This is a genomic window from Bradyrhizobium daqingense (assembly GCF_021044685.1).
GTDB classification, from domain to species: Bacteria; Pseudomonadota; Alphaproteobacteria; order Rhizobiales; family Xanthobacteraceae; genus Bradyrhizobium; species Bradyrhizobium daqingense.
On the sequence record NZ_CP088014.1, the window covers coordinates 6,864,671 to 6,889,824 of the forward strand.

Sequence of the window (25,154 nt, forward strand, 5' to 3'; positions counted from 1 at the left end):
GAAATTACAACCTGCGCGCGTCACAATTCCCGGAACTCCCGCCTCAAGCTCGTCGCTTTCCGTCTCGGCCGCCTCGCACCGCGGAATTTCTCCAGCGCCTGCGCACAAGTGTGAGAGGGGTTGTAAGGTTTCTGTCAGGTGACTGCATCTGCCGCTCAACATATCGGCGTCGCACTTACGACTTTCGTATTGACGCGTTTTGCATTCGGGCGGAGTGTTGCTCCCGCAGCGTCAAAGACGCGCATATTGGGAGGAACGGATGAAACGCCTTGCGATGGCCGCGAGCCTCGTCATGCTTGTATCAACTTGCGCGTATGCCCAGACCACCGAGCAGCTGGTCAAGGGTGTGACCGATACGTCGAACGTTCTCAACTACGGGATGGGCTACAATCTTCAGCGCTTCTCGACGCTGAAACAGATCAACAAGGATACCGTCAAGAACCTCGTCCCTGTTTGGAATTACTCCTTTAACGACGACCGCAGCGAGGAATCCCAGCCGATCGTCTACCAGGGCGTGATCTATGTGACCACGCACAATGCAACCATGGCGGTGGACGTCAAGACCGGCAAGCAGATCTGGAAGAGCAAGATCGAATATCCTGCCGAGACGCCCCGAATCGTCTGCTGCGGCATCATCAATCGCGGTGTCGCGATTCACGAAGGCAAACTATTCCGTACGACGCTCGATGCCAACGTGATTGCGATCGACGCGAAAACAGGCAAGGAGCTGTGGCGGCAGAAGGCGGCCGACATCAAGGAAGGCTACTCCATGACGGTGGCCCCGCTGGTCGCCGACGGTGTGGTCATCACCGGCATCTCCGGCGCCGAGTTCGGTACGCGCGGCTTCATCGACGGCTGGGACCCTGCGACGGGCAAGCATGTCTGGCGCACCCATTCGATCCCCTCGCCGGACGAGCCCGGCGGCGACACCTGGAAGGGCGACACCTGGAAGCTCGGCGGCGGCTCGACCTGGATTACGGGCTCATATGATCCCGAGCTGAACACGGTCTATTGGGGCATCGGCAATCCAGGCCCGTTCAACTCGGCAGTGCGCCCCGGCGACAATCTCTACACCTGCTCCGTGCTGGCGATGGATCCCAAGACCGGCAAGATCAAGTGGCACTACCAGTTCTCGCCGAACAACCCGTTCGACTACGACGCCGTGGCCGAGATGGTGCTCGCCGATGTGAACATCGAGGGCAAGCCGACCAAGACGCTGATGAACGCCAACCGCAACGGCTTCTTCTATGTGCTCGACCGCACCAACGGCAAGCTGCTCGCCGCAAATCCTTATGTGAAGGTCAACTGGGCGACCGGCATCGACATGAAGACGGGACGTCCGATCGAGACCGATGTGTCGAAGGACGCGCGCGAGGGCAAGAAAGTCACCGTCTATCCCTCCATTCTCGGCGGCAAGAACTGGGAGCCGATGTCGTTCAATCCGCAGACCGGCCTTGCCTATGCCAACACGCTCGCGTTCGGCGGCAGGTACAAGACCGAGCCCGTCACCTTCAAGCAGGGTGAATGGTATCTCGGCATGGATCTGACCGACCTCTGGGAGTACGGCGACGGGCCGCGCGGTCATCTCAAGGCCATCGACCCCATGACCGGAAAATCGAAATGGGAAGCGCCGAGCGATATTCCGCGCTTCTCGGGCGTGCTGTCGACGGCCGGCGGCGTCGTATTCTCTGGCGCGCTGACCGGCGAGTTCGAGGCCTTCGATGCCGATACCGGCAAGAAGCTCTGGCAGTTCCAGACCGGCTCCGGCATCGAGGGACAGCCGGTGACCTGGCAGCAGGACGGCGTGCAGTACGTCGCCGTGACGAGCGGCTATGGCGGCGTCTACTCGCTGTTCTCTGGCGACGAGCGGCTGGCTCAGGTGCCGCCCGGCGGCTCGCTGTGGCTCTTTGCAGTCAAGCAGTAGCTAACGGGCACGATGCTGAAGATGACTTCTCACAAGACGGCGGCGACGATCGCCGCCGTCGCGGTGCTGTCGGTCGCGCTTGCGGCGACCGCTCGCGCCGATGACGCTACCGGCAATTCCATGCAGGCGCAGATCGATCATGGCAAGTCGACCTACGCCTCTAAATGCTCGCACTGCCATGGCCCCAATCTGATGAACTCCGGCACCGTTACGCCGGACCTGCGCGCCATTCCCGACGACAAGACACGCTTCGTCACCGTTGTGAAGAACGGCAAGAACAACAAGATGCCGCCCTGGGCGGACATTCTCAGCGACGACGAAATCGGGAACCTCTGGGCCTTCGTCTCCAGCCGGAGAAAGCCATGAGACGCTGCCTCGCCGCCTGGAGCGCAGCCGTGATCCTCTCGGCGGCGCCACTTGTCGCGCACGCGGCCGAGAATCCGCTGAGAATCTGCCTCGACAAAGACCGGCCGCCACTGTCGGTGCATCAAAAGGGCAAGGCGGATGCGGGCTTCGACGTGCTGCTGGCGCAGGCGGTCGCCGAGCGCCTGCGTCGGCCGCTGGCGATCCAGTGGTTCGAGAGCAGGCTCGATGAAGATTCCAGCCCGCAGCTCGAGGCCAACGCATTGCTCTCGGACGGGCGCTGCGCGCTGGTCGGCGGCTATGCGCTGACGACCGATTCCCTGGTCAAGCCCGGCATGAAGACAGCGCGCCTGCCGGATTTCGTCGGGGCCACGCGTGACGACAGGCGGCGGCGCGTCGAACTTGGCACGCTCGCGCCCAGTCAGCCCTATGTTTACTCGCCGATGGCGGTGGTGCTCGGGCCGAAAGCGAAGGGCCGCAAGATCGGCGACATCGGCGATCTCGCCGGCCTTCGCCTCGTCATCGAAAGCGGCTCGCTCGGCGATGCCATCCTGATGACCTTCGACAAGGGACGCCTGATCGACGACATCACCCATCTCGTCCCCGGTCGCGACGACCTCCTCGGCGCGCTCGAGCGCGGCGACCACGATGCAACGCTGATCGACCTAGCGCGCTTCGATGCCCATCGCGCCGCCCACCCCGATACGGCAGTCACCGCCTCCGGCTACTATTATCCGATCGGCGCCAATCGAGGCTATGTCGGGCTTGCCGGCGATCCCGCTTTGATCGAGGCCGTGAACAAGGCACTGACGGCGCTCGCCGCGGAAGGCAAGATCGCCGAACTCGGCAAGCAGGCCGGCCTCACCTATCTGCCGCCGCGCGAGCCTGCGATCCTCGGCGATGTCTGGATGAAGATCATTCAGCGGTGAGATCGCCCCACCTGCCCCCACATCACCGTGTCATGCCCCGGCTTGACCGGGGCATCCAGTACGCCGCGACCTATCGATTGAACACAAACGCCTCGGAGTACTGGATCGCCCGGCCAAGCCGGGCGGTGACAGCGAGCGTGAGGCACGGTATCGCCGCGCCAGCAAAGAGGTGGCGTTATTCGTGCTATGTCTGGTGCGTGTCATTCGTCCACTTGGTGCCTCGTGAACTCCCCGACCTCCGCCGCAGGCCTGCGCGACGTCCTCTCTCGCGAAATCAAGACCAGTGAGCTCCTGCGGGCGCTTATCGTCGTCGGCCGCTCGTCGCCGCTTACTTCGCCTCGCGCGAGACAGCGCTGCTCAATCTCGGGCTGATCGCGGTCTCGCTGCTCATTCCCGCGCTCAGGCTGCAACTGGCACCGAAAGCGATCGCATGGCACTACCTTGCCATTCTCGTCACCTTTGCCGCTCTCTTCCTCGCAAATCCCATCAAGCCGCTGTTCGTCGTGCTGACGGCGCTCGCCGGCTTCCTTGCCGTGGCCGTGACACGCCAAGGCGAAGGTTTCCGCACGCTCGGCAACTGGGTGTTCATCCCCGCCGTCTATCTCGCCTGCGAGGTGCGGGAGGGCGCGAGTGCCGCGGATGCATTGCGTCATGCCGGCATCATCCTTCTGTCCTCGCCGATCGCACTGGCGCTGGTCTGCGCCATCCGGATCTATGACCGGCGGCGAGAGGACGGTGATGCGGCCCCGTTCGGGCCGCCCGCGGCCGAGTGGCTTCTGCCCGCGAGCGCGACCGCCATGGCGGTCTTCGCCGCGGCGGCGCTGGTCGAGATGCTCGACCTCGCCCAGGGGCAATGGGTGATGTGGTCGGCCGCAAGCGTGATCGTGGGTGACCTCTCCGCCTCGACCGGCAAGCTGAAGCAGCGCGCGGTCGGCGCGCTCGTCGGCGTGCCGCTCGGCCTCCTCGCCGGCATCGCGCTGCCGCAAAGTCGGATCGGCTACGCGCTCGCGGTGCTTGCGGCCACCCTCACCCTGATCTCGTTCTCTCGCTACGTCGTCGGTTTCGGCCTGCGCTGCTTCTTCATCGCCCTCGCGGCCTCCTTTGCCGGGGGCGCAAGCGGCATCGCGGAGGAACGCATCGCCAATGTGCTGATCGGCGGCGCGTTCGGTCTCGTCGCGGTGGCCCTGACCGACATCGTGTGGCTGCGCATCGTGCGGAAGGCGCGGCCCCCGATATGATGCGAAAACAGGCAGTCCGCCGTTCGAATGCGCCAATCTGTCTCGCCTTGCCTCCATGCCAGCGCCAGCCTGATGCAGTACCTTCAGAGAAAATCTGGGAGGGAATCATGTCCGCAAAACTCGATCGCCGCCGCTTCGTCGCTGCCGGTACAACCGCACTCGCGATGCCTTTCGTCTCACGCGGCGCTTCGGCGCAAGCCGCGTGGCCCTCGCGGCAGATCCGCATGATTTGCAGCTACCCGGCCGGCGGACAGACCGACCTCCTGGCGCGCGCCTTTGGCGAATTCATCTCCAAGCAGGTCGGCAAGACCGTCGTCGTCGAGAACAAGCCCGGGGCCTCCGGCGCGATCGGCACGGCGGAAGTCGCCCGTGCGGAGCCCGACGGCCACACCATCCTATGTTCGATTTCGACCACCTACATCATGAACCGCGTGGTGGTGAAGAATCCGGGCTATGACATGGACCGGGATCTAACCCTCGTCAGCGTCATTCCCGGCGCCGGCCTCCTGCTGGTCGCGAACCCGAAAACCGGCGTCAAGACGCTGGAGGATTTCGTCGCCTTCGCGCGCAAGAGCGGCAAGGTCAATTTCGGCACCTACAGTGCCGGGTCCGCCCCGCACATGACGATCAATGAGCTCAACAAGCAATATGGCCTCAACATCGAGCCGGTTCACTATCGCGGCGAAGCCCCGATGTGGACGGGAATGCTGGAAGGCACCCTCGATGCGGCAATGGGCAGCTATACGGCCGCGCAATCCGTTCTGCAAAGCGATCGGGGCACCGTGTTCGCCGTGCATTCCAAGAAGGTCGGCGCCATCCCCGATATCAAGACGCTTCCCGAGCAAGGCGCGACGTCGAAATTCTTCACCGTGAGCGGCTTCTCGGGCTGGGCGGTGCCGAAGGCGACGCCGCAGCCGATCGTCGACCGGCTGGCCGATCTCTGCGTCGCCGCCAACAACGATCCGAAAGTGAAGGAGGTTCTCGCCACTTTCGTGCTGGAGCCTGCGATCGGATTCAAGGAAACCAACGAGCTGTATCAGCGCGAGCTGCCGATCTGGATCGAGAGCGCAAAGTCGCTCGGTCTCGAGCCGGCCTGACCTCGAGGCACGGCGCAGCGCGCCGGTGTGCCTTCGCGGCCCGACGTCCGGCCAAAGCCTACTGTCGAAAGCACGTTTTCCCGTTATGATTGTGCGATCGCTGCCGGAACGCCGAGCGACGCGGACAGGAAGGCCGAGCGCATGACACCAGATGCCGTCGCCGTCGCCGTTATGATCATCCTGCTCTTTCCGATGAGCTATTTCACGCTTGCCTCGCCCGCCTTTCTGCTGGTCAGGCTCGATATCCAGCCCGTCGCCCAGCTGTTGCGCGGAATGTTCAACGCCCATTTTCTGGTGATGCGCGTCGCCGGCGTCATCGGGACGGTGGCTTTGCTGCTCGAGGGCCGCCTGATGGCCGCGATTGGCGTTGGCCTGATCGCAGCCATTGCGATCTGGGGTCGCCCTTGGTTCATGCGGCGGATGGACGACCAGCTCAGCGCGAGGGACGCCGGTGATTCTGAAGCCCCGCGTCGGCTGCGCCAGCTGCACTGGAGCGGGATGCTCGGAAACGCGGTGCTGCTGGTCGTTCTCGTGGCGAGCATTCCCTACATGGCCGCGTCGGCTTGAGAGAGATCATTGCAGTCGCCGGCACGTGACAGGCCCCTGTCGACGCCTCGGCCGCGGCGCGCCAGCCTAATGCTCGTTCGAGCTCGCTGCGCCCTGCTGCGCCTTGTGAATCGAGGACGGCACCACGCCGAAATATTTCCGGAATACGCGGCTGAAATGCGATGAGCTGGAGAAGCCCCAGGAGAACGCGACGTCGGTGATGGTCTTGCCGGCGTGAGCCTCTAATTCCTGACGACAATTCTGCAAGCGCGCCTGCCAGATGTAGTCGCTCACCGTGGTGCCGCGCTCGGAGAACAGCATGTGCAGATAGCGCTTGGAGCAGCCGAGCTCGGCCGAGATCTGGTCGATGCACAGATCCGGATCGCGCAGGTGCTCGCGGATGAAGAACTGCGCACGCACATACATCGCCTCCGGCCCGACACGATCGAACATCGTGTCGGCCTCGCGCAACGGCAGCAGCAGGAGGTCGATCAGCGAATCGGCAACGCCCACCGCGCTGTTCGCCGAGAGTTTTGCCGCCTCGTCGAAGGTGGCGTGGACGAAATCATGGGCGATCCGGCCCGTCCCGGTCTTCGCCGACAATTTGCACGCCGGCATCCGCTGCGACGGGAATCCTCGGTCTCGCAGCAGCGCCTTCGGCACGATCACGACGTCGTGACGCGTGAAGGCGGGACTGATGATCGAATGCGGGCAGGAGACGTCATAGGCGATGATGTCGCCCGGATTGATTTCGATGTGGCGGCCTTCCTGCTCGAAATAGGACACGCCGTAGGTCTGGAAGTGGATCTTGATGTAAGGGTGTTCATTGGCCTTCGCCCGCGCCAGCGTGTGCGCGATGCGATGTTGGCTGACCTCGATCTGGCAGAGCTTCAGGCGCGAGACCGTCGTGTAGTCGATACGCCCCTCGAGGGAAGACGCCTCCAGCGGATCGACGTCGAAATGCCCACACAGGCTCGTCAGCCCGTCGATCCAACTCTGGATCTGGCGCTTCGGCGTCATTCCGGTCGTCGAGAGCGTATGAATTGTGTCGGACATTAATCCAGCCACTGGTTTGACCCGGAGATTCGACGCGAATCGCGACCAGCGCTGCCGGAGCCCTCAGCCGTGATTGCGTGACGTTTACCTCGAATTTGAGCGGTCTTTTGCAACGTGCGCCATCGCTCCATTGCCGCCCTTGAAAGTTAATCCTCCCCCTTAGTTGCAGCGCCGTCAAGGGGAACCTGAGCGTTGAGACGGCCCCGCAGCAGCACGGAAGCCGCTGAATTCGCTACTGCAAAATCAAAATCTTCGTCTCCGTGCGCTGTCAAGCAAACCGGGTTCTCTCTTGGGCAAGTTTCCCGTTGACGAAGTGGTTAGGGATTGCGGCAGGAACAACAAGAACGGGCCGCTCCAACATGTGGACCCGTGGCTCTCATCAGGAGGAGGAAACAGCACAGCATCGTTTCTGGTCCCAATCGTGACCGCCCTGCACGAGCAGACGCCGGACGAGAAGCCCGGTGATTGAGCAATGCTTCGGAAACAATAAACGAGACCAACGGAGGAATAACTATGCGCAAGGTGCTACTGGCGACCTGTCTTGGTTCGGCGGCGGCTCTCGCCGTCGGCAGCGCTTCAGCCAATGACGAGTTGATCAAGATGTCGCAGAACCCGAAAGACTGGGTGATGCCGGCGGGCGACTACGCCAATACCCGCTATTCGAAGCTAAACCAAATCAACGCACAGAATGTCGGGAAACTCCAAGTTGCCTGGACCTTCTCGACCGGCGTGCTGCGTGGCCACGAAGGCGGCCCGCTGATCATCGGCAACATGATGTACGTCCACACGCCGTTCCCGAACAAGGTCTACGCCATTGACCTTTCGCAGGAGAACAAGATCGTTTGGAAATACGAGCCCAAGCAGGATCCTAACGTCATCCCAGTCATGTGCTGCGATACCGTCAACCGCGGCTTGTCCTATGGCGACGGCAAGATCATCCTGCATCAGGCCGACACCAATCTGGTGGCGCTGGACGCGAAGACCGGTCAGGTGGCCTGGTCAGCCACCAACGGCAATCCGGCAAAGGGCGAAACCGGTACGTCTTCCGCGTTGGTCGTCAAGGACAAGGTCCTGGTCGGCATCTCCGGCGGCGAATTCGGCGTGCAGTGCCATGTCACCGCATACGACCTCAAATCCGGCAAGCAGGTCTGGCGCGCCTATTCCACAGGTCCGGACGATCAGATCAAGGTCGATCCCGCCAAGACGATGTCGCTCGGCAAACCAGTCGGCCCGGACTCTTCGTTGAAGAGCTGGCAGGGCGATCAGTGGAAGATCGGCGGCGGCTGCACCTGGGGCTGGATCTCCTACGATCCCGCTCTGAACCTCGTCTATTACGGGTCGGGCAATCCTTCGACCTGGAATCCGAAGCAGCGTCCCGGCGACAACAAATGGTCGATGGCGATCTTCGCACGCGATGCCGACACCGGCATGGCGAAGTGGGTCTACCAGATGACGCCCCACGACGAATGGGACTATGACGGCGTGAACGAAATGATCCTCAGCGACCAGCAGATCAACGGTCAGAACCGCAAGCTGCTGACGCACTTCGACCGCAACGGTCTCGCCTACACCATGGACCGTGAGAGCGGCGAACTTTTAGTTGCCGAGAAGTACGATCCCAAAGTGAACTGGACGAGCGGCGTCGACATGGACAAGAACTCGCCGACCTATGGCCGTCCCAAGGTCGTCGCACAATACTCGACCGAGCACGGCGGAGAGGACAAGAACACGAAGGGCATCTGCCCGGCCGCGCTCGGCACCAAGGACCAGCAGCCGGCGGCCTACTCGCCGGACACTCAGCTGTTCTACGTTCCGACCAACCACGTCTGCATGGACTACGAGCCGTTCAAGGTGAGCTACACCGCAGGCCAGCCCTATGTAGGGGCGACGCTTTCGATGTACCCGCCCCAGGGTGAAAGCCACATGGGCAACTTCATCGCCTGGGACAACAAGACCGGCAAGATCGTCTGGTCGAACAAGGAGCAGTTCTCGGTCTGGTCGGGTGCGCTCGCAACGGCAGGCGGCGTGGTGTTCTACGGCACGCTCGAAGGCTACCTGAAGGCGGTCGATGCCAAGTCCGGCAAGGAGCTCTACAAGTTCAAGACTCCCTCCGGCATCATCGGCAACGTCACCACCTATGAGAATAATGGCAAGCAGTACATCGCCATCCTCTCCGGCGTGGGTGGCTGGGCCGGCATCGGTCTGGCGGCAGGTCTGACCGATCCGACCGCCGGTCTCGGCGCCGTCGGCGGCTACGCGGCCCTCAGCAACTACACGGCGCTCGGCGGCACGCTGACCGTGTTCTCGCTGCCGAACTAGGCCTCGCTCAGCATCGCTCCGGCGCGTGGATCCACTCCACGCGCCGGCTCGTCTCCACCGAACGCCTTCCGAGGACAATCTCTTGCGTAAAATCTGCTCTGTCATTGCTGTGATGATGATCTTCGTTGCGTCCGGAGGAACCGCGGTCGCAGAGGGTCCGGGCGACCCGGCCGCTGTGAAGAAGGAAGACGACGGAAAGTGGCTCGATAAGGACGGAAACCCGACCTACAAGATTTCGGCCGACGGCACCGTGGACTGGTTCACTTATTCCGGATACCGCCGTTACCATTCCGACTGCCACGTCTGCCATGGCCCGGACGGCATGGGCTCCACCTACGCGCCGGCGCTGAAGGATTCCGTCAAGAGCATGAGCTATGGCGACTTCCTCGGCGTGGTCGCGTCCGGTCGCAAGAACATGTCGGCGGGGCAGGAAAACGTCATGCCGGCCTTCGGCGACAACCCGAACGTCGCCTGCTACATGGACGATCTCTACGTCTATTTGCGCGCCCGCTCCACCGAAGCCTTGGGCCGGCAGCGTCCCGCCAAGAAGGAAGACAAGGCAGAGGCCTACACCAAGGCCGAAGACGCCTGCATGGGCAACAAATGAACGTGGCCAGGGCTGCCGAGACGACGTCCTGGCATTCTACGAGGATCTGAGGAGTTACCGATGAAGACACGCGCCGCCGTCGCTTTCGAAGCCAAGAAGCCGCTCGAGATCGTCGAGGTCGACCTGGAAGGTCCGAAGTCCGGCGAAGTCCTGGTTGAGATCAAGGCCACGGGCATCTGCCATACCGACGCCTATACGCTCGACGGCTTCGACAGCGAAGGCATCTTCCCATCCATCCTGGGCCATGAAGGCGCCGGCATCATCCGGGAGATCGGTCCCGGCGTGACCTCGGTGAAGCCGGGCGACCACGTCATCCCGCTCTACACGCCGGAATGCCGGCAGTGCAAAAGCTGCCTCAGCCAGAAGACCAATCTCTGCACCGCGATCCGCGCGACGCAAGGCAAGGGCGTGATGCCTGACGGCACCAGCCGGTTCTCCTACAAGGGCAAGCCGATCTACCACTACATGGGCTGCTCGACCTTCTCGAACTTCACCGTGCTGCCGGAGATCGCGGTCGCCAAGATCCGCGAGGACGCGCCGTTCGACAAGAGCTGCTACATCGGATGCGGCGTGACCACCGGCGTCGGCGCCGTCGTCAACACTGCGAAGGTCGAGCCGGGCTCCAACGTGGTCGTGTTCGGCCTCGGCGGCATCGGGCTCAACGTGATCCAGGGTGCCAAGATGGCGGGCGCCGACAAGATCATCGGCGTCGACATCAACGATTCCAAGGAGGATTGGGGCAAGCGGTTCGGCATGACCCACTTCGTCAACCCGAAGAAGGTCACCGGCGACATCGTCCAGCACCTCGTCGGCCTCACCGACGGCGGCGCCGACTACACCTTCGACTGCACCGGCAACACCACGGTGATGCGCCAGGCGCTGGAAGCCTGCCATCGCGGCTGGGGCACCTCGATCATCATCGGCGTCGCCGAGGCCGGCAAGGAGATTGCAACCCGCCCGTTCCAGCTCGTCACCGGGCGCAACTGGCGCGGCACCGCCTTCGGCGGCGCGCGCGGACGCACGGACGTGCCGAAGATCGTCGACTGGTACATGAACGGGAAGATCCAGATCGATCCGATGATCACCCACGTGCTCAAGCTCGATGAGATCAACAAGGGATTTGACCTCATGCACGAGGGCAAATCCATCCGTTCCGTCGTCGTGTTCTAGCTCGAAAGCCATCACACCAAGGAGGATCGACCCATGACTGTTGCACTCCATCCATCGATCGACAACGGCCTCAAACAGGGCAGCGGCAGCTTCGCTGGCGGCACGCTGGTCTGCAAATGCTCGGACCATCCGGTCAAGGTCGGCATCAAGGGCGACGTCGCGCACAACCACGCTTGTGGCTGCACCAAGTGCTGGAAGCCGCAAGGCGCGACCTTCTCGGTCGTCGCCGTGGTGCCGCGTCAGAACGTCTCGGTGCTCGAGAACGGCGACAAGCTTGAGATCGTCGATGCGTCCGCGGTGATCCAGCGCTATGCCTGCAAGGCCTGCGGCACGCACATGTATGGCCGCATCGAGAACAAGGGCCATCCGTTCTACGGCCTCGACTTCATCCATCCCGAGTTGTTCCAGGAGCAGGGCTCGCAGGCGCCGCAATTCGCCGCCTTCGTCTCCTCGGTGATCGAATCGGGCGTCAAGCCGGAGCAAATGGCGGGCATCCGTTCGCGGCTGAAGGAGATCGGGCTGGAGCCCTATGACTGCCTGTCGCCGGCACTGATGGACGCGATCGCGACCCACGTGGCAAAAGCCAAGGCCGCCTAGGAAGGCCACTCGGGTGGGGCCATCGAGCCTCCGCCACGCTTCAATCCGCTCGCTGGCGCCGACCACCGCCAGCGAGCCGGATCGGTCTCCGTCCGGGGACCTTCGCGGCGATGCTGCCGCCTCTGCACCACGCATATGTGAGGACCATCAGCTCCTCAGTCCTGGTCTCTGAATGACTGCGCAGGATCGTCGGCTTCCTGTTGAAGCTCCCGGTGCCTGCGTTCTCCCTCCCTCGACTGAGGCATCCTGCTTCGTCCGTGCAGTGCTCCTGCCGGACGAAGCTTTTTTGATTGCGCCACGCATCGCAAGCGCGCGGCATGCCGCCGCGCCCTGCTTTTGACAAACCATGGATGCAATCTTTTCCCGGTGAACACTCGGCTGTGAACGCCGAGCCGGAGCGATCTCTGCTACGATCGCGCCGTCACGATGCCGCGCGAAGTTCAATCAATCAAGAACAACAACGGGAGGTATCGAGCACATCCAGACATCGCCAATAGCGTTCCTGCCCCCTTTCGGGATTTGCCCGCGCGGGATGACGGCGGAATGCGGCGGAGACGACGCACGAACCGTCGCCGGCCAGCGTCGGCGCAATTTCAATTTGGCATGCTTATGAAGAGCGAGGGACGATCATGATCAAGGTGAAGATCAACGGCCAGGAACAGAGCTGGGACGGCGACCCGGATCTCCCGCTACTCTGGTTCCTCCGTGACGAGGCCGGCCTGACCGGCACCAAATATGGCTGCGGCCAGGCCCTGTGCGGCGCCTGCACCGTCATCGTCGACAAGCAGGCCGTGCGCGCCTGCATCACGTCGGTCAACGACGTCGCCGGCCGCGAGGTCACCACGATCGAGGGGCTGCATCCGACTGGCGATCATCCGGTGCAAAAGGCTTGGCGGCAGGTGAACGTGCCTCAATGCGGGTTCTGCCAGGCGGGCCAGATCATGCAGGCCGCGGCCCTGCTGATGGACAACCCGAAACCCTCGCATGACCAGATCCGCGAAGGGATGGCCGGCAACATCTGCCGTTGCGGCTGCTACCAGCGCATCGAGAACGCCGTCCATCTCGCATCGACGGGAGTGTGACATGAATTTCATCGACAACCCCCGCAAGCTTCGCGGCTTCGAAAAGAACATCCGGGTCGAGAAGGTCTCGCGCCGCAGCATCCTGAAAGGTCTCGGCGTCACCGGCGGCTTCGTGCTCGCCGCGCCCGTGATGTCGCGCCAGGCATTCGCCTATGAAACCGGCGCAGGCAAGATGCCGCACGGCGTCGTGGTCGATCCACGCGTGTTCGTTTCGGTCGCGCCGGACGGCATCGTGACCATCGTCGGGCATCGTTCGGAAATGGGCACCGGTGTGCGCACCAGCCTGCCGCTGATCGTGGCCGAGGAAATGGAAGCCGACTGGTCCAAGGTCAAGGTGCAGCAAGCCCATGGCGACGAGGTCAAGTTCGGCAACCAGGACACCGACGGCTCGCGTAGCACGCGGCATTATCTGATCCCGATGCGCCAGATCGGCGCCTCCGCGCGCACCATGCTGGAGCAGGCCGCGGCGAAGCGGTGGGGCGTGCCGGCGACCGAGGTCAAGGCCGTCAATCACGAGGTGGTCCACAGTGCCAGCGGCCGCAAGCTCGGCTTCGGCGAGCTCGCTGCCGACGCCGCCAAGGAATCGGTGCCCAGCATCGAAGGCCTCAAGCTGAAGGACCCCAAGAACTTCCGCTATCTCGGCAAGGGCCAGATCGGCATCGTCGATCTCCACGACATCACCACCGGCAAGGCGCATTACGGCGCCGACGTGCGGCTGCCCGGCATGAAATATGCCGTGATCGCCCGTCCGCCGGTGACCGGCGGCAAGCTGGTCAAGTTCGAGCCGGAGGAGGCGCTGAAGATCCCCGGCGTCGAGAAGGTGATGCAGGTGCGCGGCTGGCCTTGGCCGTCGAAATTCCAGCCGCTCGGGGGCGTCGCCGTGATCGCGCGCAACACCGGCGCGGCGATCAAGGGTCGCGACGCGCTGAAGCTCACCTGGGACGACGGTCCCAACGGCAAATACGACTCCGTCGCCTACCGCAACGAGCTCGAGGAGGCCTCCCGCAAGCCTGGCCTTGTCCTGCGCAAGGAAGGCGATGCGGATGCCGCCTTGAAGAGCGCCGACAAGGTCATTATCGGCGAGTATTACCTCCCCCATCTCGCGCACGTCGCCATGGAGACGCCGGTGGCGGTCGCCGACGTCAAGGGCGACAAGGCGGAGATCTGGGCGCCGGTACAGAGCCCCGGCGGCACCCGCGAGGACGTCGCCAAGACGCTCGGCATTCCCGAAGCCAACGTCACGGTCAACGTCACGCTGCTCGGCGGCGGGTTCGGACGCAAGTCGAAATGCGACTTCGCGCTCGAAGCCGCGCTGCTCTCGAAGGAGCTCGGCGCGCCGGTGAAGGTGCAGTGGACCCGCGAGGACGACATCCACAACGGTTTCCTGCACACCGTCTCGGTCGAGCGGATCGAGGCAGGTCTCGACAAGAGCGGCAAGGTGATCGCCTGGCGCCATCGCAGCGTGGCCCCCAGCATCGCCTCGACGTTCGCCGCCGGGACCGTGCATCAGGCACCCTTCGAGATCGGCATGGGCCTCGTCGACATGCCGTTCGAGATCGCCAACATCTCCTGCGAGAACCCGGAAGCCGCGGCGTTCACCCGCATCGGCTGGTTCCGCTCGGTCTCGAACATCCCGCGCGCCTTCGCGGTGCAATCGATGGTCGGCGAGATCGCGCAAGCGACCGGCCGCGACCAGAAGGAGACGCTGCTCGCGCTGATCGGGAGCCCGCGCATCGTCAAGCCCGAGGTGAAAGACCTCTGGAACTACGGCGAGCCCCAGGACAGCTACCCGATCGACACCGCGCGCCTGCGCAAGGTGGTCGAGCTGGTCGCCGAGAAGGGCGAGTGGGGACGGAAGGTCGCGAAGGGCCACGGCCTCGGCATCGCCGTGCACCGCAGCTTCGTCAGCTACATCGCGACCATCGTCGAGGTCGCCATCGACGACAAGGGCAAGCTGACGGTGCCGAGGGTCGACACCGCGATCGATTGCGGCACCTATGTCAATCCCGAGCGCATCGCCTCTCAGATCGAGGGCGCCGCGATCATGGGGCTGAGCATCGCCAAATACGGCGAGATCACCTTCAAGGACGGCAAGGTGCAGCAGAAGAACTTTGACGACTTCCAGGTCGTCAGGATGGACGACTCTCCCGTGGTGACCAACGTCTACATCGTGCCGCCCGGGCCGGACACGCCGCCGAGCGGCGTCGGCGAGCCCGGCGTTCCGCCGTTCGCGCCGGCCCTGATCAATGCCATCTTCGCGGCGACGGGAAAACGCATCCGCTCGCTTCCGATCGGCAAGCAATTGGAAGCGTAGCCCGGAACACAAGCGGCCGCTCGCCGTTTCCATCGATCTGACAGGAGCAGATCGATGACCAGCATCTCAAAGGCGCTCGCAGTCTCGCTGTCGAGCGCCTTTCTTTTGACCGCCTCGGGCGCGTTCGCCCAAAGCAATACCGCCCCGCCGACCACGGCCACGCGCCCCACCGCGCCCGACCAGAACTCGCTGCCCAACGCCAATGCCCAGCCCCCCTCGACCAACCAGACGACGGGGCAGCACAATCCCGATCCCAAGATTCGCGAGATGAACCAGAAGGAAAAGGACACGGTCGACAGGCAGGGGAAGTAGGCGCGACGGCCAGCATAGCAAGGCACAAGCAAGAATGCGGCGGACGTTGCCGTCCGCCGCATTCGCCACCCCCCTGCTGCTCCGCCTCTTTCGATCCGCCCGCGGAGCTATTTCTTCAGCGCGAACACCCAGACGACGCCGCCCTGCGGCACGTTGGCTTCGATGCCGATATTGTTGGTCACGAGTGCATCCTGGATGCGCTGTGCGTCCACGCCCCAGCCCGACTGGATCGCGATGTACTGCGTGCCATCGATCTCATAGGACACCGGCATGCCAACGATGCCGGAGTTGGTCTTCTGTTCCCACAGAAGCTCGCCGGTCTTGGCGTGGAATGCGCGGAAGTTGCGGTCGTTGGTCCCCCCGACGAAGACGAGATCGCCTGCCGTCGCCGTGACTGAACCGAACAGTTGTGACTTGGGGAAGTTGTGCTGCCAGATCTTCTTGCCCGTGACGGGGTCCCAGGCCTGCAGCTCGCCGAAATGATCGGCGCCCGGTCTTGTCTTCAGGCCGATGTCCTCCGGCTTGGTGCCGAGCCAGAGCTCCCCCGGCTTGAGCGGCACTTTCTCGCCGGTGAAGCCCCCGCAGAAATTCTCGTTGGCAGGCACGTAGACGAGCCCGGTCCTCTGACTGTAAGCCGCCGACGGCCAGTCCTTGCCGCCCCACAGCGACGGACAGAACTCGACGCGCTTGCCGATCACCGGCTTGTGCGCTGGATCCACGATCGGCTTGCCGGTCTCGTCGATGCCCTTCCAGACGTCGGTGTAGACAAACGGCCATCCGGCAACATAGTTGATCTTGGTCGGCGTGCGTTCGAGCACCCAGAAGATCGCGTCCCGGCCGGGATGGACCAGGCTCTTGATGGTGCGGCCGTTGCGCTGGAGGTCGATCAGCATCGGCGCGTCGACCTCATCCCAATCCCAGGAATCGTTCTGGTGATACTGGAAATGGGTCTTGATCTTGCCGGTTTCGGGATCGAGCGCGAGCACGGATGCAGTATAGAGATTGTCGCCGGGATGGGTTTCGCCAGGCCATGGCGCCGCGTTGCCGACACCCCAATAGATCGTCTTGGTCTCCTTGTCGTAATTTCCGGTCATCCAGGCCGACCCACCGCCGTTCTTCCAGTCGTCGCCTTGCCACGTGTCGTGACCGGGCTCGCCTTCGCCGGGGATGGTGTAGGTCCGCCACAGCTCCTTGCCGTCCTTGGCATCATAAGCCACGACGTAACCGCGCACGCCGAACTCGCCGCCGGAGCCGCCGACGATGACCTTGCCGTCGACGATCAACGGCATCAGGGTCAGGTACTGGCCCTTCCTGTAGTCCTGCACCTTGGTATCCCAGAGCACCTTGCCGGTCTTGGCATCGAGCGCGACCACGTGGTCGTCCGTGGTGGCGAGGTAGAGCTTGTCCTCCCACAGGCCGACGCCGCGGTTGGTCGGATGCAGCTGGAACAGATCGTCAGGAAGCTGCCGCTTGTAGCGCCAGTATTCGTCGCCGGTCTTTGCGTTCAGCGCGATCACCTGCCCCATCGGGGTGGTCACGAACATCGCGCCATTGTTGACGATCGGCGGCGCCTGATGGCCTTCGACCACGCCGGTCGCGAAGGTCCAGACCGGTGTGAGGTTTTTCACGTTGGAGGTGTTGATCTGATCGAGCGGACTATAGCCGTGCCCGTCATAGGTGCGCCGGTAGAGCATCCAGTTGTTTGGCTCGGGATTTTCCAATCGCTGCGCAGTGACCGGAGAATAATTCTCGATCGGACCTGATATGGCGGCGGTCGAGGCAAGAGTCGAAGCAAGACAGGTGAAGGCGACGAAGCCGGACAGTAACCATTGCTTCCTGGTGCTGGAAGTTTTCATGGACGTTCCCCTTTTTCATCCGTTTGAATTCTTGTTGTGAATTCTTGTCGTTCTTGTCGTTGTCGTTCTTGTTATTTCTTGTCGTTGGTCCCGTCGTCCGCCCAAACGGCGGATGCGGCCTCTCGTGGCGCGGGCATGGCCCGCAACTCTCCGTCATCCTGGCTGCGTGCCACCTACCTTTCCCAGGAAATTGCCGGCGACGCTGAGCGAACCGTCAGCGAGCGCGAGCGGCAGCGCTGCGAGCCGTCGCGGTGCCGGCCCGAACACGACCTGCGCGCCCGCGCGGGGATCGAATTCGGAGTTATGGCACATGCACTTGAACATCTCCTTGTCTCCGACGTCGCTCTTTACCCAGGCGGTGACGGGACAGCCCGCATGCGAGCAGATCGCGGAATAGGCGATGATGCCGTCGACGGCCCGCGCGCGGGTCTTCTCATCGAGATCGGCGGGATCGAGCTTGATGATCAGGATCTCGTTGAGCCGCGAGGCACTGCGCACCACGGATGTGTTGGGATCCTTCGGCCAGGCGTGGAGCGGTGGCCCACCGACTTTGACATCGGCGGCGGTGATGAGCTTTCCCTCCTGATCACCTTCGGAGAAGACGAGCACATCGCCCTTCTGGGGCCGTTCGTCCGAGCCGGGCGGATCCTCACCCGCGCGCGCCGGCGGCGAACAGCCGAGACAAGCGGTGGTCGCAAGCGCGCCGAGCAGCAGCGTTCGCCGCGTTTGCTCGATGCCCGCGTCGGCTTCAGGTTCCGCATTATGATCGGATGATGAGGAAGGGACGTTGAACGGTGCGCTCGACATGCCCGATAGCAGGCGCTGGAACTCTGCCGAAAACAAGGCGAAGACTTGGCGCCGCAGTGCATCAATATGGCTTTGCTCGCTCTGATTGCGCGACCACCACTGCATTCAAAGGCATTTTTGCAACTTCTACGTCACGCTGCGCGATCAGCATGATGATTTTGCAGAGCAGACCGATGATGTTGGAATTGGTGCAGCGCGATCCCTATCGCGCAGCACAACATCGAGCAGATGGCCTTACGGCCGGAGCACGTGACGCGGCGATGCGATACGGCCTGCGACGGTTGCCGACGCCATTTCAAAACTGTCGGCGATGCGCCGGGCCTTGTCGATGAAGAGCGCGGCGGCCGCGGGCGGGCAGACCTCGCGTGCGGTCTGCTCGAACAGATCCAGCCAGCGGTCGAAATGATCGCCGACTAGATTCAGCTGCAGATGCGCCCGCATCGGCGAGCCATGATAGCGGCCGCTCATCAGCACGACGGACGACCAGAAATCCCGGAGCTTGGCAAGGTGCTCGTCCCAGTTCCGGACAATCGCAAAGACCGGACCGAGCAGTGCGTCTTCGCGCACGCGTCCGTAGAAGCGGGTGACGAGTTCCCCGATCATCTCCTCGGTGATCCCGGTGCGCTCGATCGCATCCTGGGTCAGCAGGTTCCGCCGCGCGGCCGCCGCCTCGCGCTCGGCCTTCAGTCGATCTGACATATCCTCTGCTATCCGTTCGATTGTTCCCGCGAGCCGCCCGTCCAGCATTGTCGGGCCAATTGCGCACGACGTCTTGTCGCAGCGCAAAGAGCGGGATCCGGCGGCGGACGCTGAGGCCCGCCGCCGGTGCCTTCATCAGGCGTTATAGGTGTAGAAGCCCTGCCCCGTCTTGCGGCCGAGATGGCCGGCATCGACCATCTCTTTCAGCAGGGGGGCCGGCCGGTATTTAGGGTCGTTGAAGCCCTTGTAAAAGACCTCCATCACCGAGAGCATGGTGTCGAGCCCGACCAGATCGGCAAGCGCCAGCGGTCCGATCGGATGGTTGCAGCCGAGCTTCATGCCGGCATCGATCTCTTCCGCCGTCGCGATCCCCTCCTGAAGCGCGAAGATCGCCTCGTTGATCATCGGGCACAGGATGCGGTTGACGGCAAAGCCCGGGCTGTTCTTGGCCGTGATCGCCACCTTGCCGACGCGCTTGGCGAAATCGAGCGCCTTGGCGTGGGTGTCGTCGGAGGTCTGCAAACCGCGGATCAGCTCCAGCAGCGCCATCACCGGCACCGGGTTGAAGAAGTGCATGCCGATGAAGCGATCGGGGCGGTCGGTCGCTGCGGCGAGCTTCGTGATCGAGATCGACGAGGTGTTGGTTGCGACCAGCGTGCGCGGCAACAAGGTTGCACAGAGGTCCTTCAGGATCTTGACCTTGAGCTCCTCGTTCTCGGTCGCGGCCTCGATGACCAGATCGCAATCCGACAGCTTCGCCCGGTCCGTGGTGCCGGTGATGCGCTTGAGTGTCGCGTCGCGGTCGGCCGCCGACATCTTCTCCTTCTTGACCAGGCGCTCGAGGCTGCCGCCGACGGTCGAAAGGCCGCGGTTCACCGCCGCATCGGAAATGTCGACCATCACGACCGAGAGCCCGGCCGCCGCGCAGACCTGCGCGATGCCGTTCCCCATGGTCCCTGCCCCGATGATGCCAACGGTTTGGATCATTGCGTCACATCCTTCATGCTTGCGGCCCGTACCAGCGTGGCCTGGCCATTGTTTCTGGTCAGGGTCTAGCACCGGCATTGGGCCGGCGCGACCCGATCCTGTTCCTTAATGCATCCGAGGCGGGAATAAAGCCGCCATTCGGTCGCTAGAGGGCAGGATTTAGCGGCCTGCCAAGCGGATTGCCCGAATCTGCGCCCCACCCCAGCGCCCCCGCAGAGGAGACGCGGCAAGCTCGGCGGACCTCGGATCACCTCGACCTCGCCCGATCGGATGACGCGGTGCACGCCAGCGCTGTGGTGTGATTGGTACGCAATCGCCGGGGCGAATTCCTCTTCGCGATTGTGAGACAGACCACACCGGCTTCGTGCCTCAGCTGCTAGGCGTCATGCTCATGACGAAACACATCAAGCTCCCGGTCATTCTCACCGCTCTGCTGGCCGCCACGCAAAGCTTGGCAGCCGAAACCAAAGGGGCTGGCTCGACCTTCGTTTCGCCTGTGATGGCCAAATGGATCGACGCATATAATACCCAGACAGGCCATGCCGTCAGCTACCAAGCAGTCGGTTCGGGCATCGGGGTCGATTTGATCAAGAAAGGGGCCGTCGATTTCGGCGCAAGCGACATGCCGCTCGATCCCAAGCAGTTGGACAGGCTCGGCCTGATGCAATTCCCGATCGTGATCGGAGGCGTCGTGCCGGTCGTCAATATCGCCGGTGTCAGGCCCGGACAGATCCGTTTCACCGGGCAGGTGCTCGCCGACATCTATCTCGGCAAGCTCAAATCATGGAATGATCCGGCCATCAGCGAGATCAATCCCGACATCAGATTGCCGAATGCGCCGATCGCCGTGGTCCATCGCGTCGACGGATCCGGCACGACATTCAACTGGACGAACTACCTCTCGAAGGTCAGCCCACGATGGAAGACGAGCGTCGGTGAAGGCATATCGGTCAAGTGGCCGCTCGGAGTGGGCGGCAAGGGCAATGAGGGCGTCGCTTCGCTGGTCAGCCGCGTTCCGGGCTCGATCGGTTACCTCGAATACACCTACGCACTGCAACGGCTGGGTAAGATCGCCTTCGGCCTGGTGCAGAACAGCGCCGGCCATTTCGTGATCCCCGACGCAGGATCGTTCAAGGCTGCAGCCTCCAGTGCGGACTGGAAAGCGGCGAAGGATTTCCATCTGGTGCTGACCGACGCCCCCGGCGAAGACGCCTACCCCATCACGGCCACGACCTTCGTGCTGATGCCGAAGGGGCCGAAATCTCCGGAGCGGTCGGCAGCAGCCATGGACTTCGTCCGCTGGTCGCTCGTAAGCGGAAGATCATATGCCGAAACGCTCAACTACGTGCCGCTGCCGCCTCTCTTGATCGACCACATCGAACACTATTGGCGAAAAAGCATCGGGGCGGCCGAAACGGTCTCTGCATCAGCCGACACCGAGCACTGAGCCCAAGGCAGCGCTCGCGCTATCCCGGCGACCTTCACGCTGATGCGAACACACGAGAGTTCCTCGTTAGTCGGAGCGGAACGGCCCCGACATCAGCGACGATGGGAACGTCGTCAGAAGCGGCAGGTTGTCTTCGAGGTGAAGTCAAGGAGACGACGATGAAGAAGATCATTCTGGCATCCGCGTGCATCATGGCCCTGGCGACCGGCGGCGCCGTCGCGCAGACCCAACCCGCCCCGGGCGCTTCCGGCCAGGGCGACGTCGGTCCCTCGTCGCGAGGGCCCGGGACCAAGGGGATGACGACAGGCCGTTCGTCGAACATGCAAAACGAGGCCAGCGACAGCAAGGGCGCACAGACTCCATCGGCCGGCGGCAGCAACACCAACAACATGGGCAGCCAGGCCGGCGGGAGCGCGGGTGCAGGCGCAGGCAAATAAAGCGCCCCGCTCGAAAATCTGGAGAGGGGCCGAGGCTCCTCTCGCCGGCCCGGGACCGAACAGCTCGTCGCCGTCGACGTCATACGTAAAGGTCGACGAACGAGACTTGCTCAGGCGCATCTTGGAGATCTCGCGTTCACTCCCTCTCGACAGAACAGTAGCCGCGGATGATGTCGCCGGGCCGTACTGTAGCGCCGGCATCGCGCGCCCATTCTTCACGATGCACAGATGTTCTGCAATTGGTCCCACCTACATTGACATCGGTGTGACGGCCGGGGCAGTTTTTCATATTGCTGACGAATCAGCGATTGCCTCACGCCGAGTACCTCTTGGACAACTCCCAGTGCTGTCGAGACTGATATCGTTGCTGCGCCGCATCCCCGCGGTGAAATGGGCGTTCACCCGGCTTCGGTCTTCGGCGCACGGCGGCAGTGTTGACATCGCGCCGAGTGCCGCAGCTGGTCCAGCCACCATCGTTGAAGTCGCGGAAACTGCGCCAGCTCCCGTCGCAGGCCTCGGCGCGGCACCTCTCCATGAAGATGCTGACCTCGCGGTTGCGGCTCCGGTTGCTGAGGATGACACGGCTGTTTGTGCCGTCGCGGAGAGCCCGTCGACCGACATCTGCACCAACGACGCTTCAGCTGCGAAGTCGCCGACAGAGGCCGATGTGGTTTTGGCGGTGCCTGCCATCGAGGAGGCTTCGGTTTCACCGCCGGATCTCACGCACGAGCCGGTCGCAGCTGCCCATGTCGTCACCGATATCTCTTCTGATATCCAGGCTCCGTTCGAACCCGTCGTTGCAGAGGTATTGCCACTTTCGTCGGCCGAGGTCGAGACCGCGCTGGATGTTCCCGACGCCATCGCCGAGCACGGTCCCTCGCTCGTCGTCCCCACAGCCATCGATCCGTTGGCCGACGAAATCCTCGCAATCGCAGTCGACGCCGACAGCGTTGCTGCGGACGTGCCGGCAGCCAGCTCCGACGACGGCTCTTCTCCGAACGTCGAGATTACGCCGCCCCCCGCAAGCGATCCTCCGCGCGCCGCAGACATTGCTGCGGAGGCTCCGTCCGCCGAACCAGGCGCCGCCGTCACGAGCACCGAGCCTCCCGCCCCTGTCAGTCCGCCCTCCGAAGTCCGCAACGTGCGGAAAGTTCGGGCCCGCCCGGCGGAACCCGCCGATCGCGCCGCATTGATCCGGCAGCGCTGGGCAGAAACCGGCGTCAGGATGTGGAATCCTCGCCTTCACGGCACCGGCGATGCCACGCTCAACATCCAGGGCAGTGTCGGGTTGCTGCCGCCCGCGCCGGGCGAAACGATGCCCCGCTACGACAAGCTGGAATTCAAGATGCTCGGCGGGCAGATCGTCTGCGAAGGGATCATCGTCGAGGCGCCCGTGTACGCGAGCCAGCGCAATTTCACGCGGCTCGCCGAGCCCACGAAATCCGATCGGGTCCGCGAGCCCGTGCGGGAACGCCAGGCCGCGCTCGCCTGATCCTTTCCTCTGCGACCGACCATCAGCGCGCGAAGTGCTGGGGTAATGTCCCGATCTGGGAGATCGCATATGCTCGCGAAGACGTAACTTGCGCAGTGGTCGAGACACACGACATCCTCGCGCCCGATCAAACGACAAGAACAATCTGGGAGATGAACCATGAGAAGGCTGACGGCCGCATTGTGCGCAATGGTGCTGCTTACGACCGGCGCGCAGGCGCAGACCATCAAGGATTTCCTGGCAGCGGCCATGCAGAAGTGGACGGCGCCGTTCGAGCCGTTCCAGCTCATCGGCAACATCTACTATGTCGGAACCGCTGGCATCGCCGTCTACGTCATCAAGACATCGCAAGGCCTGATCCTGATGGATACCGCGATGCCCCAGTCGACCGGCATGATCAAGGACAACATCGCCAAGCTCGGCTTCAAGGTTTCCGACATCAAGCTCATCCTCAACTCGCATGCGCATCTCGACCACACCGGCGGCTTCGCCGAGATCAAGAAGGAGACCGGCGCGCAACTCGTGGCCGGCGAGCGCGACAAGCCGCTGCTCGAAGGCGGCTACTATCCCGGCGACGAGAAGAACCAGGACCTCGCCTTCCCCGCGGTAAAGGTGGACCGCACGGTGAAGGAAGGCGACAAGGTCACGCTCGGCGATGTCACGTTGACGGCGCATGCGACGCCCGGCCATTCGCCGGGTTGCACGAGCTGGGAGATGAGCGTCAAGGACGGCGATCAGACCCGCGAGGTGTTGTTCTTCTGTAGCGGCACTGTGGCGCTGAACAGGCTGGTCGGCCAGCCGACCTATCCCGGCATCGTCGACGATTACCGCGCGACCTACGCCAAGGCCAAGGCGATGAAGATCGACGTGCTCCTCGGGCCGCATCCGGAAGTCTATGGCATGCAGGCCAAGCGCGCAGAGATGAAGGACGGCGCACCGAATCCCTTCGTCAAGCCGGGAGAGCTCGCAACCTACATCGCGGGCCTTTCGGATGATTTCGACAAGCAGCTGGCCAAGCAGACTGCGGCGGTCGAGAAGAAGTAGCGGCGACCACGCGTCAGCCTTGCGCAGAGAGGCGAACCAGCACGTCAGCCCGAGCCGCTGACGTGCGACAATGCGCTGCGCCGCGCATGGTTAGCAGGACGTAGCCGCAAACCACCTGACTGGGCCGAAACGTCCGACTCGGGCGCTCGACATGCTTAGCAGGGCCTCACCTTGCACGGTTCTGGAAGCCCCGCGGCTCATGCAACAGGCACTGCCCTGTCCGGCGGAGCCCGATCTACGCGCCCTTTACCCGGGCCGTGGCCGCCAGACTGGCTGACGATGATCGTGCCGAGCGTGCTCACGGTGCTCGCGGGCTTGCGCACCTATTGGTGGCTGCGTCAGCGCCATCTTGTGCGCAGCGACGCCGACATCCTGCGCAATCCGCGCGCCACCAACTGGCTGACGCTGCCGATCGGCGCCGGCTTCACCGTATGGTCCTTCGCGGCTCTACCCTTACGGCGACGCTCAAGGCAATGGGCTGCGGCGTCTCGCTGGACGATTTCGGCACCGGCTATTCGTCACTGAGCCATGTGCACCGGCTGCCGCTCGACAAGATCAAGATCGACCGCAGCTTCGTTTCCGACATCAACGACAATCCCGTGAGCTACAAGATCATCAAGTCGCTCACGGGCCTGTGCGACGACATGGAGATCGCCTGCGTCGTCGAGGGCGTCGAGACGCGCGCGCAGCTCGACACCCTGCGCCGCCTGGGCTGCGACTTCATCCAAGGCTATTATTTCGCCAAGCCCATGACGGCCGGCGCGATCGGCGACTATCTGGCGAAGGAACGGCAGCGCCTCGACGGCGCCGAGGCCAAGGTCGTAGCCTGAG

The 25,154-nt window shown here is 63.3% G+C and carries 23 protein-coding genes and 1 pseudogene; 19 read left to right on the plus strand and 5 right to left on the minus strand.

Annotated features, from left to right (window positions below):
* The first annotated feature begins 259 nt into the window (after nucleotides 1–259).
* The 6 genes from LPJ38_RS32910 (at nucleotide 260) to LPJ38_RS32935 (ending at nucleotide 6,118) form a co-directional block, all read left to right on the plus strand.
* The gene (locus LPJ38_RS32910; protein ID WP_145629327.1) at nucleotides 260–1,924 is read left to right on the plus strand and encodes a methanol/ethanol family PQQ-dependent dehydrogenase; all 1,665 of its coding nucleotides are present in this window, start codon (nucleotides 260–262) and stop codon (nucleotides 1,922–1,924) included.
* A gap of 12 nt (nucleotides 1,925–1,936) precedes the next feature.
* Nucleotides 1,937–2,290 (plus strand): c-type cytochrome, encoded by a 354-nt coding sequence (locus tag LPJ38_RS32915; RefSeq protein WP_145629329.1) that lies wholly within the window; start codon nucleotides 1,937–1,939, stop codon nucleotides 2,288–2,290.
* Nucleotides 2,287–3,216, plus strand: coding sequence for a substrate-binding periplasmic protein (locus LPJ38_RS32920; RefSeq protein WP_145629331.1), 930 nt, complete (start codon nucleotides 2,287–2,289; stop codon nucleotides 3,214–3,216). Before LPJ38_RS32915 ends, LPJ38_RS32920 begins: the two co-directional genes overlap by 4 nt.
* A gap of 503 nt (nucleotides 3,217–3,719) precedes the next feature.
* Entirely contained in the window at nucleotides 3,720–4,454 is a 735-nt protein-coding gene (locus LPJ38_RS32925) for an FUSC family protein (RefSeq protein WP_231088469.1), read from the plus strand.
* A gap of 107 nt (nucleotides 4,455–4,561) precedes the next feature.
* Nucleotides 4,562–5,551, plus strand: coding sequence for a Bug family tripartite tricarboxylate transporter substrate binding protein (locus LPJ38_RS32930; RefSeq protein ID WP_145629333.1), 990 nt, complete (start codon nucleotides 4,562–4,564; stop codon nucleotides 5,549–5,551).
* A gap of 141 nt (nucleotides 5,552–5,692) precedes the next feature.
* Nucleotides 5,693–6,118 carry a hypothetical protein gene (locus tag LPJ38_RS32935; RefSeq protein ID WP_145629335.1) on the plus strand — a complete coding sequence of 142 codons (426 nt, stop codon included), beginning with the start codon at nucleotides 5,693–5,695 and terminating at the stop codon, nucleotides 6,116–6,118.
* A gap of 66 nt (nucleotides 6,119–6,184) precedes the next feature.
* On the opposite strand, the gene LPJ38_RS32940 is transcribed toward LPJ38_RS32935, so the two are convergent.
* On the minus strand, nucleotides 6,185–7,153 hold the full coding sequence (locus LPJ38_RS32940) for a helix-turn-helix domain-containing protein (protein WP_060736694.1): 969 nt from the start codon (nucleotides 7,151–7,153) through the stop codon (nucleotides 6,185–6,187).
* A 513-nt stretch (nucleotides 7,154–7,666) separates the two neighbouring features.
* Here LPJ38_RS32940 and xoxF5 point away from each other — a divergent pair.
* From xoxF5 to LPJ38_RS32975, 7 genes are all read left to right on the plus strand, one after another.
* Nucleotides 7,667–9,472, plus strand: coding sequence for a lanthanide-dependent methanol dehydrogenase XoxF5 (gene xoxF5 / locus LPJ38_RS32945; protein ID WP_145629337.1), 1,806 nt, complete (start codon nucleotides 7,667–7,669; stop codon nucleotides 9,470–9,472).
* 115 nt (nucleotides 9,473–9,587) lie between these two features.
* Nucleotides 9,588–10,079 carry a c-type cytochrome, methanol metabolism-related gene (locus LPJ38_RS32950; protein ID WP_145629416.1) on the plus strand — a complete coding sequence of 164 codons (492 nt, stop codon included), beginning with the start codon at nucleotides 9,588–9,590 and terminating at the stop codon, nucleotides 10,077–10,079.
* 60 nt (nucleotides 10,080–10,139) lie between these two features.
* Nucleotides 10,140–11,249, plus strand: coding sequence for an S-(hydroxymethyl)glutathione dehydrogenase/class III alcohol dehydrogenase (locus tag LPJ38_RS32955; protein WP_145629338.1), 1,110 nt, complete (start codon nucleotides 10,140–10,142; stop codon nucleotides 11,247–11,249).
* 33 nt (nucleotides 11,250–11,282) lie between these two features.
* Nucleotides 11,283–11,846, plus strand: a complete 564-nt coding sequence (gfa, locus tag LPJ38_RS32960) for an S-(hydroxymethyl)glutathione synthase (RefSeq protein ID WP_145629339.1) — start codon at nucleotides 11,283–11,285, stop codon at nucleotides 11,844–11,846.
* Between the two features lie 629 nt (nucleotides 11,847–12,475).
* Entirely contained in the window at nucleotides 12,476–12,928 is a 453-nt protein-coding gene (locus LPJ38_RS32965; protein ID WP_060737855.1) for a (2Fe-2S)-binding protein, read from the plus strand.
* Nucleotide 12,929: 1 nt separating this feature from the next.
* Nucleotides 12,930–15,242: a xanthine dehydrogenase family protein molybdopterin-binding subunit gene (locus LPJ38_RS32970; RefSeq protein ID WP_145629340.1), complete on the plus strand. Its 2,313-nt coding sequence runs from the start codon at nucleotides 12,930–12,932 to the stop codon at nucleotides 15,240–15,242.
* A gap of 54 nt (nucleotides 15,243–15,296) precedes the next feature.
* Nucleotides 15,297–15,554 (plus strand): hypothetical protein, encoded by a 258-nt coding sequence (locus LPJ38_RS32975; protein ID WP_145629341.1) that lies wholly within the window; start codon nucleotides 15,297–15,299, stop codon nucleotides 15,552–15,554.
* Between the two features lie 107 nt (nucleotides 15,555–15,661).
* On the opposite strand, the gene LPJ38_RS32980 is transcribed toward LPJ38_RS32975, so the two are convergent.
* The 4 genes from LPJ38_RS32980 to LPJ38_RS32995 form a co-directional block, all read right to left on the minus strand.
* Nucleotides 15,662–17,410 (minus strand): methanol/ethanol family PQQ-dependent dehydrogenase, encoded by a 1,749-nt coding sequence (locus LPJ38_RS32980; protein ID WP_145629342.1) that lies wholly within the window; start codon nucleotides 17,408–17,410, stop codon nucleotides 15,662–15,664.
* Between the two features lie 153 nt (nucleotides 17,411–17,563).
* Nucleotides 17,564–18,217, minus strand: a complete 654-nt coding sequence (locus LPJ38_RS32985) for a QcrA and Rieske domain-containing protein (protein WP_145629343.1) — start codon at nucleotides 18,215–18,217, stop codon at nucleotides 17,564–17,566.
* Between the two features lie 234 nt (nucleotides 18,218–18,451).
* The gene (locus tag LPJ38_RS32990; RefSeq protein ID WP_145629418.1) at nucleotides 18,452–18,916 is read right to left on the minus strand and encodes a group III truncated hemoglobin; all 465 of its coding nucleotides are present in this window, start codon (nucleotides 18,914–18,916) and stop codon (nucleotides 18,452–18,454) included.
* Nucleotides 18,917–19,051: 135 nt separating this feature from the next.
* Nucleotides 19,052–19,903, minus strand: a complete 852-nt coding sequence (locus LPJ38_RS32995) for a 3-hydroxybutyryl-CoA dehydrogenase (RefSeq protein WP_145629344.1) — start codon at nucleotides 19,901–19,903, stop codon at nucleotides 19,052–19,054.
* Between the two features lie 391 nt (nucleotides 19,904–20,294).
* On the opposite strand from LPJ38_RS32995, the gene pstS reads away from it, so the two are divergent.
* The 6 genes and pseudogenes from pstS to LPJ38_RS33025 all read left to right on the plus strand — a co-directional run.
* Nucleotides 20,295–21,350: a phosphate ABC transporter substrate-binding protein PstS gene (gene pstS / locus LPJ38_RS33000; RefSeq protein WP_145629346.1), complete on the plus strand. Its 1,056-nt coding sequence runs from the start codon at nucleotides 20,295–20,297 to the stop codon at nucleotides 21,348–21,350.
* A 158-nt stretch (nucleotides 21,351–21,508) separates the two neighbouring features.
* The gene (locus LPJ38_RS33005; RefSeq protein WP_008562364.1) at nucleotides 21,509–21,787 is read left to right on the plus strand and encodes a hypothetical protein; all 279 of its coding nucleotides are present in this window, start codon (nucleotides 21,509–21,511) and stop codon (nucleotides 21,785–21,787) included.
* Nucleotides 21,788–22,151: 364 nt separating this feature from the next.
* Nucleotides 22,152–23,279 (plus strand): hypothetical protein, encoded by a 1,128-nt coding sequence (locus LPJ38_RS33010; RefSeq protein ID WP_145629348.1) that lies wholly within the window; start codon nucleotides 22,152–22,154, stop codon nucleotides 23,277–23,279.
* Nucleotides 23,280–23,438: 159 nt separating this feature from the next.
* On the plus strand, nucleotides 23,439–24,323 hold the full coding sequence (gene blaBJP / locus LPJ38_RS33015; RefSeq protein ID WP_145629350.1) for a BJP family subclass B3 metallo-beta-lactamase: 885 nt from the start codon (nucleotides 23,439–23,441) through the stop codon (nucleotides 24,321–24,323).
* A gap of 279 nt (nucleotides 24,324–24,602) precedes the next feature.
* Nucleotides 24,603–24,848, plus strand: coding sequence for a hypothetical protein (locus LPJ38_RS33020; RefSeq protein WP_167520221.1), 246 nt, complete (start codon nucleotides 24,603–24,605; stop codon nucleotides 24,846–24,848).
* Nucleotides 24,779–25,153, plus strand: a pseudogene (locus LPJ38_RS33025) (EAL domain-containing protein); the annotation flags it as partial. The gene LPJ38_RS33020 and the pseudogene LPJ38_RS33025, both read left to right, overlap by 70 nt.
* Nucleotide 25,154 lies beyond the last annotated feature (1 nt).